Source organism: Methylobacterium tarhaniae, assembly GCF_001043955.1.
Classification (GTDB): domain Bacteria; phylum Pseudomonadota; class Alphaproteobacteria; order Rhizobiales; family Beijerinckiaceae; genus Methylobacterium; species Methylobacterium tarhaniae.
Genome location: NZ_LABZ01000026.1, coordinates 1 through 14497, shown reverse-complemented (window position 1 = coordinate 14497; position 14497 = coordinate 1). Strand labels below are relative to the sequence as shown.

11 protein-coding genes are annotated in these 14497 nt (G+C 73.1%); 3 read left to right on the top strand and 8 right to left on the bottom strand.

The genetic code is table 11. The features are described 5' to 3' along the window. The first annotated feature begins 32 nt into the window (after window positions 1-32). The gene (locus VQ03_RS04845) at window positions 33-2384 is read left to right on the top strand and encodes a PAS domain-containing sensor histidine kinase (protein ID WP_048449738.1); all 2352 of its coding nucleotides are present in this window, start codon (window positions 33-35) and stop codon (window positions 2382-2384) included. 191 nt (window positions 2385-2575) lie between these two features. On the opposite strand, the gene VQ03_RS04840 is transcribed toward VQ03_RS04845, so the two are convergent. The 7 genes from VQ03_RS04840 to VQ03_RS04810 form a co-directional block, all read right to left on the bottom strand. Beyond that, window positions 2576-3079, bottom strand: coding sequence for a DUF1203 domain-containing protein (locus tag VQ03_RS04840; protein WP_048449737.1), 504 nt, complete (start codon window positions 3077-3079; stop codon window positions 2576-2578). Between the two features lie 259 nt (window positions 3080-3338). Beyond that, a complete protein-coding gene (locus tag VQ03_RS04835) occupies window positions 3339-6242 on the bottom strand; it encodes a bifunctional [glutamine synthetase] adenylyltransferase/[glutamine synthetase]-adenylyl-L-tyrosine phosphorylase (protein WP_048449736.1) in 2904 nt (967 codons plus the stop codon). Next, window positions 6239-7693, bottom strand: a complete 1455-nt coding sequence (locus tag VQ03_RS04830; RefSeq protein WP_048449735.1) for a sensor histidine kinase — start codon at window positions 7691-7693, stop codon at window positions 6239-6241. The genes VQ03_RS04835 and VQ03_RS04830 overlap by 4 nt, the downstream gene beginning before the upstream one ends. After that, on the bottom strand, window positions 7690-8379 hold the full coding sequence (locus tag VQ03_RS04825; RefSeq protein ID WP_048449776.1) for a response regulator transcription factor: 690 nt from the start codon (window positions 8377-8379) through the stop codon (window positions 7690-7692). Before VQ03_RS04825 ends, VQ03_RS04830 begins: the two co-directional genes overlap by 4 nt. A gap of 435 nt (window positions 8380-8814) precedes the next feature. Next, complete coding sequence (locus VQ03_RS04820; RefSeq protein WP_048449734.1) at window positions 8815-9558, bottom strand: YoaK family protein; 744 nt, start codon at window positions 9556-9558, stop codon at window positions 8815-8817. 216 nt (window positions 9559-9774) lie between these two features. After that, complete coding sequence (locus VQ03_RS04815; RefSeq protein WP_048449733.1) at window positions 9775-10146, bottom strand: response regulator; 372 nt, start codon at window positions 10144-10146, stop codon at window positions 9775-9777. A gap of 131 nt (window positions 10147-10277) precedes the next feature. Beyond that, a complete protein-coding gene (locus VQ03_RS04810) occupies window positions 10278-10889 on the bottom strand; it encodes a pyridoxamine 5'-phosphate oxidase family protein (RefSeq protein ID WP_048449732.1) in 612 nt (203 codons plus the stop codon). 116 nt (window positions 10890-11005) lie between these two features. On the opposite strand from VQ03_RS04810, the gene VQ03_RS04805 reads away from it, so the two are divergent. Further along, a complete protein-coding gene (locus tag VQ03_RS04805) occupies window positions 11006-11812 on the top strand; it encodes a thioredoxin domain-containing protein (protein WP_048449731.1) in 807 nt (268 codons plus the stop codon). A gap of 146 nt (window positions 11813-11958) precedes the next feature. Continuing rightward, window positions 11959-12792, top strand: coding sequence for a beta-keto acid cleavage family enzyme (locus tag VQ03_RS04800; RefSeq protein ID WP_048449730.1), 834 nt, complete (start codon window positions 11959-11961; stop codon window positions 12790-12792). 267 nt (window positions 12793-13059) lie between these two features. On the opposite strand, the gene VQ03_RS30875 is transcribed toward VQ03_RS04800, so the two are convergent. Beyond that, the gene (locus VQ03_RS30875) at window positions 13060-14130 is read right to left on the bottom strand and encodes a lytic transglycosylase domain-containing protein (protein WP_053078412.1); all 1071 of its coding nucleotides are present in this window, start codon (window positions 14128-14130) and stop codon (window positions 13060-13062) included. Between the last annotated feature and the right edge of the window lie 367 nt (window positions 14131-14497).

The following is a 14497-nucleotide window of genomic DNA, read 5'->3' as shown; positions in this document are numbered from 1 at the left end:
ATCTGTCTTTCTGTTCCGTTGGGGGTTTGGGTATGCTGGAGGCGGATCCCGCCCCCTTCTCTGCGCGTGCCGCGACGATTCTCGGGATCAGCCGGGTTTCGAAAGCCGCGCACCAGCGCCTTGCCCATGCGGAATCCTGGCTCCGGTTCGCCGTCCCGGCGATGCTGGGTGCGTTTCTTCTCTGCCTCGGGATCGTCACGGCCCTGCAGCTCTCCGGCCATCGCGAGGAGGTGGTCGGCGACGCGCGGCGCGACATCGACCTGGTGGCCCGGCTGATGGCCGGAACGCTGCCGACCTCCCTCGCCCGCTCCGCCGGCGCGGCGGCGCCGGAGGTGATGGCCCCGGCCGCCCTGCGCGAGCGCCTGGTGCGCCTGCTGCCGCCCGGCGGCCTGCCGGCCGGCCGCAGCATCCTCCTGGTCGGCGCTGACGACGCGATCCTGGCCGCCCTGCCCGAGCAGCCCGGCCTGCCGCGCAGCTTCACCGAACTCGTCGGCGAGGTGCATGTGCTCGGCATCATGGGCGAGCGCGCCGGCGTGCTCCCGGTGGTGCTCGGCAGCGGCGAGCGGGCGCTGGCGACGGTGCGGGCGGTGCCGGGCGGTGTCGGCATCGCGCAGGTCGCGGTGGTGCAGACCCTCGACTCGGTGACGGCAATCTGGGCCGGGCGGGCGCGCATCGCCGCGGTGCTGGTCGGCGCCGTGACGCTGGTGGTGGTCTGCACCGGCCTCGCCTACGCGCTCCAGGCCGACCGGGCGCGGGCCGTCGACCGGGTCTGCGAGCAGGTGCGCCAGCGCCTCGACACGGCCCTCGGCCGCGGCCGCTGCGGCCTGTGGGACTGGGACATCCCGCGCGGCCGGATCTACTGGTCGGATTCGATGTACCAGCTCCTCGGCTACGTGCGGGAGCAGGAATTCCTCTCCTTCGGCGACGTCAACGCCCTCGTCCACCCGGACGACACCGATCTCTACGGCCTCGCCCGCCAGCTCGCCGCCCGCGACACCACCGTCGACCACGAGTTCCGCATCCGCGCCGCCGGGGGCGAGTGGGTCTGGCTCAAGGCCCGGGCGGAGATCGTGCAGGACCTGGAGGATAACGGCCGGCACCTCGTCGGCATCGTCATCGACATCTCGGAGCAGCGCCGCCTCGCCGAATCCACCGCCACCGCCGACATGCGCCTGCGCGACGCCGTCGAGGCGGTGTCCGAGGCCTTCGTGCTCTGGGACGCCCAGAACCGCCTGGTCCTGTGCAACTCGAAGTTCCGACGCCTGCACGCCCTGACCTCCGACGAGGCCCAGCCCGGCCGCCGCTACGACGCCATCATGGGGCGCGCCGCCCTGCCGACCGTGCGGCGCGAGATCCCCGCCGGCGAGTTCCCGGAAGCGGGAGCCCGCACCTTCGAGGCCGAGCTCGCCGATGGGCGCTGGCTGCAGATCAGCGAGCGCCGCACCAAGGACGGCGGCTACGTCTCGGTCGGCACCGACATCACGGCCCTGAAACGGCACCAGGAGCGGCTCGTGGAATCGGAACGCCAGCTCATCGCCACCATCGCGGACCTCAAGCGCTCCCGCCGGACCCTCGAGATCCAGACCCAGCAGCTCGCCGACCTGGCCGAGCGCTACCTCGACCAGAAGGCCCAGGCCGAGAGCGCCAACCGCTCCAAGTCCGAGTTCCTGGCCAATATGAGCCACGAGCTGCGCACCCCCCTCAACGCCATCCTGGGCTTCGCCGAGGTGATGGAGAGCGAGGTGTTCGGGTCGCTCGGCTCCGAGAAGTACCGCGAGTATTGCCGCGACATCCGCTCCAGCGGCCACTACCTGCTGTCGGTGATCGACGACATCCTCGACATGTCGCGGATCGACGCCCGCCGGGTGAAGCTCGCCAAGCAGCCGGTGGCGGTGAGCGAGGCGCTGGAGCGCGCCCTCAAGCTGATCGCCGAGCCGGCCCGGGCCAAGGGACTCACCGTCAGCGTCGAGATGAGCGCCGGCACCCTGGTGATGGCCGACGAGCGCGCCCTGCACCAGATCCTGGTGAACCTCCTCCAGAATGCCGTGAAGTTCACTCCCGAGGCCGGCCGGGTGGCGGTGCGCACGCGCCGCGCCCTCGATTCGGTCCACATCTTCGTCGAGGATAGCGGTATCGGCATCCCGAAGGCGGCCCTGCCGAAGCTCGGCTATCCGTTCGAGCAGGTCGAGACCAACTTCGCCCGCAGCTACAAGGGCTCCGGCCTCGGCCTCGCCATCGCCCGCTCGCTCGCCGAGCTCCACGGCGGGGGTCTGCGCATCCGCTCCGAGGAAGGCACCGGCACGATCGTGCTGGTGCGCCTGCCGCGGCCCGGCCTCAACGACGCGGCCGAGGCCCGGGACGCGGCGGCGGAGATCGAGGCGTAACCGGCACCCGCTCCGGTCAGAACCGCGCCGGGGCCACCCGCGCGGATCTCGGCAAGTCTTCTGCCCGCGCGCTGATGCAACGACAGATCGATGCATCAGCATTCGGAGCATCAGCCCCTGGCGCCTGCGGCGCAGACCCCTCCGGACTGAGCCTGCGCCTTCGAACGAGTCTGTTCGACGGCGCCGCGGTACTATTGTCCGCAGGCCTCATCCGCGACCAGCTTCCGCTCGACCCGGACCAGCAGGCAGCCCGGCCGCGCCGTGTGGATGTTCACGAAGGCCGTGCGGGGATCGTCGAGCGCACGCGCGAGGGGCGCGTCGACCTCCGCGCCGGCGCAGGCATGGCCGAGGTCGTAGAGGCACTGGTGCAGGTCATCGTAGGCGCGAACCGAGACGAGCGGGTTCGCCCGCACGATCGGCGCGACCGCATCGAGGGCCTCGGCGCGGGGGCATCGCGCCTCGTGCAGGAAGATCGGGCTCGGCGTCCAGTAGATCCCCAGCGGCTTCGGCAGGTCGTAGGAGCCGAGCAGCATCGCCTCGCCCGGCTCGGCCAGGCGCAGGCAGTGCCGGCACGGGAAGCCGCCTCCCGGTGTCGCGACCACCCGCCGGATCGGGTTGCCGCGGTCGTCCATGCCGGTCGCCCGGAAGCGCTCGGCCGTCTCGGTGGCGATGGGAATGCATCGGAACGCGGTCATGCGGTCACCTCCTGGACCGAGCCTTAAGGCTCCGGGGGGTGGCACTTCATCCCGCTTCTTGCGCTCGAATCACGCGCCCGGCGAGGCGGGACCGGGGCGCAACCGACGAGCCGGACGACGCGGCCCTCAGGCCGCCCGCACGGTCGCCAGGAATCGCTGCATCTCGGCGCCGAGATGCTCGGTGGCTTATCTGGAACCCGCGCCACCCTCACCCCTGTCCCCTCTCCCACGCGGGAGAGGGGAAACCGCGCCAGAACAATCATCCCAGGATCGCCGCGAACGCCTCCCGCACCCCGGTCCGGGTCTCGGCGAGCTGCGCGATCAAGGCCGCCTCGTCGGGCTGGCCGAGGGCCGTGGCGAGGCGGGCGCGGGCCGCCGGCGGGGCGGTACGGCCGAAATCGCCCTCGACCATCAGGCGCTGCCAGTGATGCACGTCGTCGAGGAGCCGGTAGGCGGTGACGAGGCGGCCGGCGAGCCCCGCCTCGACGAGGCCGTGGGCACCGGCGCGCTCCAGCACCCCCGGCGCGTCGAGGCCGACGAGGTCGGGATGCGCGCTCGCATGGGACAGGACCAGGGCCTGGCTCAGGAAATCGAGGTCGAGGAGCCCGCCCGGGGCAAGCTTCAGGTCGAGGGGGCCGTGATCGCCCTTCTCGCGCGCGACGAGGGCGCGCATCGCCCGCACCTCCCCGGCGACGAAGCCGGCGTCGCGGGGCTGGCGCAGGACCGAGGCGGCGACCTCGTCGGCCTCGCGGATCAGGCTCGCGTCGCCCGCGATGGCCCGCGCCCGGGTCAGCGCCATGTGCTCCCACAGGGCCGCCTCCTCGCGCCAATAGGCCGCGAAACGCTGCCACTGGTTGGCGATCGGGCCCTGGCCGCCGCTCGGGCGCAGGCGCAAATCCACCTCGTAGAGCCGGCCGCGCCGGGTCGGCACGGTGAGGGCCGCAACGAGGCGCTGGGTCAGGCGGTTGTAGTACACCGCCGCGTCGAGGGAGCGCTTGCCGTCGCTCTCGCGCCGCCCCTGGTCGAAATCGTACAGGACGACGAGGTCGAGGTCGGAATCGGCGGTGAGCTGGCGCGAGCCGAGACGCCCGAGGCCGAGCACCGCGAACCGGCCCCCCGGCACCCGCCCGTGCTCCTCCGCGAAGGCCGCCTCCACCGCCTGGAGCGCCATGGCGACGGCCGCCTCGGCGATGCCCGCATAGGCGCGGCCGGCACCGGAGGGCGGCAGGATGCCGGACAGGAGCCGCGCCCCGGTGACGAAGCGCAGCTGCCGGGCGGCGTCGCGGCTGCGGTCGAGGAAATCCTCGAGGTCGCGGGGCCGGCCCAGGCCGGTGCGGAACTGCTCGGCGAGCGCATCCGCCTCGGTCACCGGCGCCACGAAGGCGGGGTCGATCACCGCGTCGAGGACGTGGGGGCTGAAGGCCACCGTGTCGGCCAGCCGCGGCACCGTGCCGAGGAGGTCGGCGAAGAGCAGCCGCAGCCGCTCGTGCGAGCGCAGGATGGTGAGAAGCTCGACCGCGGCCGGCATCCGCCCGAAGGCGCGGTCGAGGGCGGCGAGCGCCCCGTCCGGGTCGGCGGTACCGGACAGGGCCTGGATCAGGGCCGGGACCAGCTCGGTCAGCACCTCGCGCGCCCGCGGGCTCGTCACCGCCGGTCGGCGGCCGAAATGCCAGCCCCGCACCGTCTCGGTCGCCCGCTCGGGGTTCCGGAAGCCGAGGCGGCGCAGGGTCGCCAGGGTCTCGGGGTCGTCCTCGACGCCGGTGAAGACGAGGTCGCCGACCTCCGCCGCGAGGTCCGGCTCGGCCTCGAACAGGAGGGCGTAATGGCCCTGCACCCGGCGCGCCTCGGCGGTCAGCGCCTGCCCGAAGGCGGCCTCGTCGGAAAAGCCGAGGAAGCGGGCGAAGCGGGCGAGCTTCGGGGCCTCGTCCGGCAGGCGCTGGGTCTGCTCGTCGGCCACCATCTGCAGCCGGTGCTCGACGGTCCGCAGGAAGCGGTAGGCGTCGGAGAGCTCGTCGCGCGCCTCCGCGGTGATCCAGCCCTCGTCGTGGAGGGCTGCCAGCATCTCCAGGGTGCGCCGGCCGCGCAGCGACGGGCGCCGGCCGCCGAAGACGAGCTGCTGCGTCTGGACGAAGAACTCGACCTCGCGGATGCCGCCGCGGCCGAGCTTGATGTCGTGGCCGGCCACCGCGATGGCGCCGTGGCCGCGCACGGCGTGGATCTGCCGCTTCATCGCGTGAACGTCGGCGATGGAGGCGAAGTCGAAGTACTTGCGCCAGATGAAGGGCCGCAATTCGGCGAGGAAGCCGTCGGCCCGCTCGCGATCGCCGGCGACGGGCCGGGCCTTGATGAAGGCGGCACGCTCCCAGTTCTGCCCCACCGTCTCGTAGTAGGTATAGGCGGAGGGGAGCGACAGGGCGGTCGGCGTCGAGCCGGGATCGGGCCGCAGGCGGTAATCCACCCGGTGGACGTAGCCGTCGGCGGTGCGCTCCTGCAGCAGCTTGGCCACAGTTTGCGCGATCCGGCTGAAGAACGGCGTCGCCTCGACCCCCTCGCGCAGGGGAGCGGCCTCGGGATCGAACAGCACGATCAGGTCGACGTCGCTCGAATAGTTCAGCTCGCCGGCCCCGAGCTTGCCCATGCCGAGCACGATCAGGCCCGATCCCTCCTGCGGCCGGGCCGGGTCCGGCGGACGGAACCGGCCGGTGCCGGCGGCCTGGACGAGGGCCGCGTCGACGGCGGCGCTCACCGAGGAATCGGCGAAATCGGAGAGCGCCGCCGTCACCTGCTCCAGCGACCAGACGCCGCCGATATCGGTCAGCGCCACCAGCAGCGCGTGGGCGGCCCGGTTGCGGCGGAGCGTCCTGGCGACGTCGCCCCCGGCGAGTCCGGCCCCGCGCTGGTCGGCCAGGATCGCGGCGTTCGCGTCCTCGGGCGGGCACTCCAGCAGGCCGGCCAGCCGGGCCGGGTCGCGGGCGGCGAGACCCCACAGGAACGGCGAATGGTCGGCGAGGCCGAGGAGGAGGTCGCGGGCCGGGCCGTCGACGCCGAGAAGGGGCGCGAGGTCCGGCGCCTCGGCGAGGAGCTCGTCGAGACGGGCGCGGGCCCGTTCCGGCTCGGCGAGGCGGGGCGCCCGGGTCAGGCGCGCGCGAAGCGGCCCGCTCACGCCGCGACCTCCCGCGGGGCCTGGTCGCGCAGGGCCGGCAGCCGCAGGGAGGCGCGCAGGCCCGGCGCGTTGTCCTCCAGGGCGAAGCTGCCCTGGTGCAGGCGGGCGACGGCGTTGACGAGGCTGAGGCCGAGGCCGAAGCCCGGCCGGGTGCGGGCGGTCTCGAGCCGCACGAAGCGCTCCAGCACCCGGCCGCGTTCGGCCTCGGGGATGCCGTCGCCCCGGTCGGCGACCGACAGGACGACGTCGCCGTTCTCCCGCCCCGCCGCGACGCAGACCACCGGCGCCTCGGCCGACAGGTCGGTTTTCTGCCCGTATTTCAGGGCGTTGTCGATCAGGTTCGCCATCGCCTGTCCGATCAGTTCGCGGCTGCCGTGCAGCACCAGGCCGTCCTCGACCTCGGTCTTCAGGGCAACGCCGCGCTCCTCCGCCACTGCTTCGTACAGCTCCGCGACCTCGAGGGCGACCGCCCCGGCGTCGAATTCCGCCAGCCCCTCGCGGGCATTGCCGGCCTCGAGGCGCGCGATCATCAGCAGGGCGTTGAACACCCGGATCAGGTTGTCGCTCTCCTCGATATTGGCTTCCAAAGCCGCCCGCAGGGCGTCCGGGTCGCGCCCCTCGCGGAGCGCGGCATCGGCCTTGTTGCGCAGGCGGGTGAGCGGGGTCTTGAGGTCGTGGGCGATGTTGTCCGAGACCTCGCGCATGCCGCGCATCAACTCGCCGATGCGGTCGAGCATCGCGTTGAGGTTGCTCGCCAGCCGGTCGAGCTCGTCGCCGGTGCCGGCGAGCGTGAGGCGCCCGTCGAGGTCGCCCGCCATGATGCCGCGGGTGATCTCGGTCATGTGGTCGACGCGCTTGAGCACGCGTTGGGCGATGAACCAGCTGCCGAGGAAGCCTAAGCCCACCACTAGCATCAGCGACCAGGCGAAGGCGCGCCCGATCACCGCCCGCAGGCGGTCGCGCTCCTCGACGTCGCGGCCGACGAGCAGGCGGAAGCCTCCCGGCAGGGTGAAGATGCGCACGATCGCCCGGTGGTCGAGCCGGTCGCCGTCGGTGTTGCGGGCATAGGGCGTCTCGGTCTGGCCCGGCTCGGCGAGCGTTCCCGGAGGCAGGGCCTCGACATTGCCGGCCACGTGCTCGCCGGCCGGGGTCGTGACGAGGTAGAGCGAGGCGCCGGGCTCGCGCGAGCGGCGCTCCACCACGCTGACGAGGCGGCGGATGCCCCCCGAGGCGTATTGGTCGGACAGGCCGTTGATCTCGGCCTCGATGGTCGAGACGATCTGGTCGTCGAGGACGCGCCGGGCATTCCAGGCGACGTAGCCCAGCGCGAAGAACGCGAAGGCGGCGAAGACCAGGAGATAGGCCAGCGAGAGCTTGAAGGCGGTGGTGCGGAAGAGCGCCCCGAGGCGCGCCAGCACCCCGTCGGTCGCTCCCGTTCCGGCCGCGCTCACGCCTCGCCGCCGGCGCGGACCATGTAGCCGGCACCCCGCACCGTGTGGATCATCGGGCGCTCGAAGCCCTTGTCGACCTTGGCGCGCAGGCGGGAGACGTGGACGTCGATGACGTTGGTCTGCGGGTCGAAATGGTAGTCCCAGACGTGCTCGAGCAGCATCGTGCGGGTGACGACCTGGCCGGCATGGCGCATCAGGTATTCGAGCAGGCGGAATTCCCGCGGCTGGAGCGGGATCTCCTGGCCGGCCCGCGCGACCCGGTGCGACAGCCGGTCGAGCTCGAGGTCGCCGACGCGGTAGCTCGTCGCCTCCGCGCCGGAACCGCCGCCGCGGCGGCGGGCCAGCACCTCGATGCGGGCCATCAGCTCGGAGAAGGCGTAGGGCTTGGGCAGGTAGTCGTCGCCGCCGGCCTTCAGCCCCTTCACCCGGTCGTCGACCTGGCCGAGGGCCGAGAGGATCAGCACCGGCGTCTCGACGCCCTGCTCGCGCAAGGACCGGATCAGCGACAGCCCGTCGAGCTTCGGCAGCATGCGGTCGACGACCAGGACGTCGTAGGTTCCCTCGCGCGCCAGGGCGTAGCCGTCGAGCCCGTCATCGGCGGTGTCGGCGACGTGGCCGGCCTCGCGGAAGGCTTTCGAGAGGTAGGCGGACGCCTCACGGTCGTCCTCGATGATCAGGAGGCGCATATCGGACATTCTAGGGCAGATCCCCGGCGCGCGGGAGGGTTCCCTCGCCGGGATCCTGGCGCCCTGGACCCGGCAGGCCCCGCCCGGCTCGCCGCTCTCCGGGGGTCATCCAAAGAGGATCCTCTTGGAGGATCTTCTTGGAGGATCCTCTTTGGAGGAGGCGCGGCACGCCGGGCATCGCCGCCGGGGGTCGGCAGGCCGAGCCGGAGGCTCGGCCTGCCGTGGCACGGTGCACCGGGTCGTCTGGGGGGCGACGATGACGACCCGGCGCCTCGGCCCTCGGGGCCTTGGAGCGCGGCAGCGCCCTGGGGGGAGGAGGGCGCCGCCGCGTCCGGCGACGCTGCCGTTATGGACCTCGCCGGCTTACGCCGTCGTCTCCGCCCGATGAACTGTGCGTAATCTTTGCCGGGGCGGCGTGCGCCGCTCCGGCGGGTGTCACACCACCGGCGGCGCCGTCGCCGCGGCGTCCGGCGTCGGCGACTTGGTGCCGGAGACGAGCGGCCCGTCGCCGTGGACCAGCGTCATCGCCAGGGCGATCACCGCGAGCAATGCGGCCAGAACGGCGGGGACCAGGAAGGCGCTCTCGCCGAAGCGGCTGTGCAGGAGGCCGCCGACGATCGCCCCGAGGGTGAGGGCGGCCCAGAGCGGGGCCTGGATCCAGAAGGACGGCGCGGGATGGCCGAGCAGCAGGTTGGCGAGACCGGTGCCGAAGCGCACCACCGCGCCGGTGACGTAGGTGAGCGCCAGGCTGCGCCCCTCCTCGTCCTGGAGGACGGCGTTCTGCATGCCGAGCGCCAGCACGATCGGGTAGGCGTGGAACGGGAATTCCTCGGGCCCGCGCGGCAAGGCGAGGCCGACGCAGAGCAGGAACGCCTGGAGGCCGAGCAGCACCGCGAGCCGCCAGTAGCCGACGGCCGCAGCGAGCAGCGTGCCGAGGAAGGCCCCGAAGCAGAACAGCGCGATGGTGCTGCCGACCCGGGTGACGTTGCCCCAATCGCTCAGGCTCACGGCGACACCGAGACGGGTGGTGTTGCCGCTCATGAACGACATGAACAGCTGCGCGAATTCGAGGAACCCGATCGAGTCCGCGCATCCGGCCAGCGCCGACAGGGCCAGCGCGAACGGGACCCGCGTGCTCGCGGCGGCCGGAAAGGCCTTCGTTTCCTTCTCTGCTGCCATTCAGTCCGTCTCCTGTGCTGCCGCTGGGGCAGAGATCGCTCCGATGCAGAACAGGGTGGCAGCGTGACGGTTCCGCTGCGGTGCGTCAAAACACGGCGTCAGGCGACCGCCGGCCGATCGCTCCGCGACGGGAGCCGTCGGCGTCGCCCGCGCGGATGGGACACGGCTTCACCGCCGCGACCGGTGGCCGGCCGCCGGGACGACGGACGTCCGGTCTCAGGCGCGGCGCCGCACGGGCAGCATGCCGGCCAGCACGTTGTAGTCGAAGGGCTTGGACCAGGCGGGGATCGATCCGTGCTCGGGCGGGATCGCCGCGTTGTCGTAACCGGTGGCGAAGACCATGGGCACGCCGCGCCGGGTCAGCTCGGCGACCAGCGGGTAGACGAGCTCGCCGCGCAGGTTGATGTCCAGAACCGCGAGATCGAGCGTCTGCGACGCCAGGAGCGCCCGGGCCTCCTGCACCGTCGGCACCGGGCCGACCACCTCGACGCCGTGCCGGGTCAGGGCCCGGGAGATGTCGTCAGCGATGAAGTACTCGTCCTCGACCACGAGAACCCGAACGGGACCGGGCCTCCCCTGTCCTGTCATCGATCGTCCCTCACCTCGGCGGACGCACCCGCACGGGCGCCGCCGTATGATACACTATCACGGCGGCGCCGGTTCCGTCGCGCGCACGGCTCGCGGATGGGGGCGAGCGGACACGGTCGGCGCGAGAGGCCTCAATAGAGACGGGTCCGGTAGGATTCCTCCATCAGCCGCTCGGCCTCGGCGACGCCGATCGCCCCGGTCTGCTCGGCGAGCACGCGGCCGAGGCTCGGGAAGCTCTCGCGCGGCACCTGGGCGGCAGGGTCCCACAGCCGCGCGCGCATCACCGCCTTGCCGCAATGGAAGAACGCCTCGCGCACCGTGACGACGAGCCCGGTGGCCGGCACCTTGCCCTGGGCCGCGAGCGGCGCCAGCAGGGCGGAATCCGTGGTGATGCGGGCGGTGCCGTTCACCCGCAGGGTCTCGGTGAGGCCGGGCACGAGGAAGATCAGGCCGATGCCCGGCGCGGCGAGCAGGTTGCCGAAGCTGTCGGCGCGGTTGTTGCCGCGCCGGTCCGGGACCAGCAGGGTGGCATCGTCGAGCACCTGGACGAAGCCCGGCGCGTCGCCCCGCGGGCTCGCATCGGGGAAGCCCTGCTCGTCGGCGGTGGCGACCACCAGGAACGGGGAGAGCGCGATGAAGGCGCGGGCATGCCCGTCGAGCCGGGTCAGCACCTTGCCCTCGGCCAGGCGGCTGACCGGGCCCATATGGTCGCGCAGCTGCGCGGCGTCGCGAATCTCGTCCATCCCGGCCCCTGTCGCTGCTGCGGCCTCTTGTCCGCCAGGCCCGTGAGGCGCGGCCGCCCTATCTCCCGCGAAGGTGCGGGGTCCGGGCCTCCGACGCAAGCCATTCGACGCAAGCCATGAGAGTTCTCGGCACAACGCCTGCTCGCCTCGGCCTCGCGGCCCTCCTCGCCGGATTGGCCGGGCCTGCCGGGGCGGGCCTGACGCCGAAGGACCTCTCCGGCGTCGGGCTGGCGCCGCCCCCCGGCGCGCGGGCGCCGCTCGATACCGCCTTCACGGACAGCGCCGACGGCCGGCGCCTCAGCCTCGGGGAAGCCCTCTCCGGGCGCCCTACCCTGCTGATGCCCCTCGACTATGCCTGCCGCAACGTCTGCGACCCGATGCTCGCGGTGGCGGGCACGGCGCTCGCCGCCACCGGCCTCGCGCCCGGAACGGATTACCGGCTGGTGACGCTCGGCCTCAATCCGCGGGCCGATGCCGGCACCGCCCGCGCCATGGTGGCCGGGCAGCTCGGCCAGGGTCCCCTCCTCGCCAGCGCGGCGGTGCTCACCGGGGCGCCGGGACCGGTCGAGGCGGTGACCCGGGCCCTCGGCTACGCCTACGCGTATGACCGCGACACGGAATCCTACGCCCATCCGGCCGGCGCCCTGGTGCTGACCGGCGACGGCCGGGTCGCCCGGGCCTTGTCGCCCCTGGCGATGACCGCCCGCGACCTGCGCCTCGCCCTGGTCGAGGCCGGCGAGGGCCGGGTCGGCGGCCTTGCCGACCGGCTGGTGCTGCTCTGCTACGGCTACGACCCGCAGAGCGGGATCTACACCCCCCTGATCCGCCGCATCCTCACGGCGTCGGGCGTCGTCACGGTCCTCGGCATCGCCCTCCTGGTGCTCGCGCTGCACCGGCGCTCCCGGCGGGATCGTCCGATCTGACGAGGACACATGCCCGAGGACGCATGCCCGAGGACGCATGGCCGCCTGGGCGGCGGGGTGCGGGCGGTGCAGGATGCGGCGTCGCGCGACCGGGATGGCCCACCAGGAATCGAGAGCAAGAAGCGAGAGACGAAACCGAGACACGCATGGCATCCCCCCTCGTCATCACGGTGGCGCCCAACGGTGCCCGTCGCACCAAGGCCGACCACCCCGCCCTGCCGATCGACCCGCGGGAGATCGGCCTGGACGCCGCCCGCTGCCGCGAGGCCGGCGCGGCGATGATCCACCTGCACGTGCGGGACGCGGAGGCCCGCCACACCCTCGACCTCGACCGCTACCGGGCGGCGCTCGCGGCGGTGCGCCGGGAGGCGGGGCCGGAGATGATCTGCCAGGTCACCACCGAGGCGGTGGGCCTCTACAGCCCGGCCGAGCAGATGGCGGCGATGCGGGCGCTGAAACCCGAGGCGTTCTCGGTCGCCCTGCGCGAGCTCTTCGCCGAGCCCGAGGACGAGGGCGCCGCCGCCGCCTTCCTGGCCGAGCAGGCCCGGGCCGGGGTGCTGGTGCAGCACATCCTGTACGATGCGGGCGACGTCACCCGCTTCCAGGGACTGGCGGCGCGGGGTCTGATCCCGCTGGAACGGGCGAGCGTCCTGTTCGTGCTCGGCCGCTACGCGGTCGGCCAGCGCTCCGACCCGGCGGACCTGCTGCCGTTCCTGACCGCCTGGAATTCCGAGCACCACCTCGACCTGCCCTGGGCCCTGTGCGCCTTCGGGCCGAGGGAGGCGGCCTGCCTGATCGCCGCGGCGGCGCTCGGCGGGCACGCACGGGTCGGGTTCGAGAACAATCTCTGGCGGCCTGACGGGAGCCTGGCGCCGGACAACGCCGCGCAGGTCGCGGGCCTTGCCGCCCTCGCACACGCCATCGGGATCGCCGTCGCGACGCCGGCCCAGGCGCGGGCCCTGTTCGTCGGGGAGGATTGATCCCGCGGCGCCCTCGAACAGACTTGTTCGAAGGCGCTGGCTAAGCCCGAATGGGTCTGCGCCGCAGGCGCCAGGCGCTGATGCGCCGAACGCTCATGCATCGACGTGGCGATGCATGAGGGCGCTGGTCTGATATGGCCGGCGGCCGTATCACCCGCCCGCGCGGTCAAGCCGTAGGCGTCACATGCTGGAGCGAGGCCGATTTTCGCATGGCGAAAGCGATCCGGCAGGATCGCCTGACGCCATCAGCCTGAAATCATGCGACGCCTACTGGCTGACCGCGGCGGCGGCCGGCTCGGGCGTCGCCGCGGCGGTCTGGGGCACCGGAGGCGCGGGCTTGCGCAGGACGAAGTGGCGGAACTCCACCGGGCGTCGCGGCGGCAGCGGCGTCGCGGGGCCGGCCTCGACCGCGGGCTCGGCCGGCGCGGCGGCCGGAGCCAGGGCGGCGACCTGGGTCGTCGCGGCCGGCGGGGCGGCGGGAGCCGATCCGGCCGGCGGGTTCGCCGCGAGGCTGACCGTCTGGCCGGAGGTCGGGAAGGGCAGGCCGGCAACGGCCGCATTGCCCGCATAGGCGAGGGCCGGACCGGCCGGCGGGGTCGGGGCGGCGTGGAACGCCAGGGAGGCCGGGCGGACCGGCGGCAGCGGCACGGTGACGACCGGTTCGGCGGCGGGCGCGGCCTCCGGCGCCTGCACTTGCGCCGCGACCGGCTGATAGGCGGCCGGAGCCTGCGGGGCCGCCGGCGGGGGCAGCGTGTATTGGGGTGCGGCACCGGGCTGGGCGACGGCGCTCGACAGGGCGACGACCGACGGGTCGGCGGAGGCGGTGGCCGTCGTGCTGGCCTGGCGGCTGCCGAAGACGCTGCCGAGGAACTTGTTGAGGGGGTTGGTGGGAAGCTCCCGGACCGGCGGCGCCTCGAGCTCGGCCACGTCGGTGCGGATGCCCGCCCGCTTGGCGGCGTAGTAGTAGCCCCTGGCGTAATAGCTGTAGGCCTGGGCCTCGTTGCCGTGCGCGGTCTTGTAGGCGCCGGCGAGGTAGGCGACGCCATAGGTCAGGTTGACCTTGGCATCGAGCAGGCCGGAGGCCGGGCCATTGTAGCCGAGGGCCCGGGCGGTGCCGTGCTTGATCTGCATCAGGCCCATCGCTCCGCCACGGCCGACCGCGCGGGGATTGTAGCCGCTCTCCCGCTTCACCACCCGGTGGATGAAGCTCGCCGGAACGCCGTTGGCCCGGGCATGCGCCTCGATCAGCGCGTCGATGTTGTCGCGAACGGGGCTCACCTGGGCCGTGGCCGGGAGCGGCGCCGCGACGGCGACGGCGATGAGGAGGCGCTTGCGCATGCAAAAACCTGCTGGAGGGAGCCGGTGCGCTGCCGCACCGACGGGAAGGCCCACCCTGCTCGGTTTCAAATGCGGCGGGAAAGAGACTTGGCCGTTCCATCCCCCGACTTGGCCGTTAACTGAGCCGTCGGATACCCAGGTTTCGCAGTGCGGTGTGGCGGCACGGACACAACGGCCAAGCTTTTTCGCGCCCTGACGGCCGGGTCGCGGTGCCCGACGATTCGGCCGATTCACCTCAGCGACGGCCTCCGCCCCCGAATCCCCCGCCCCCCTCGCCACCCGGTCGGCCGAACCCACCCGGCCCGCCGGGCCCCCCGAAGCCGCCTTGACCTCCGAAGCCCCCTTGGCCTCCGAAGCCCCCTTGGCC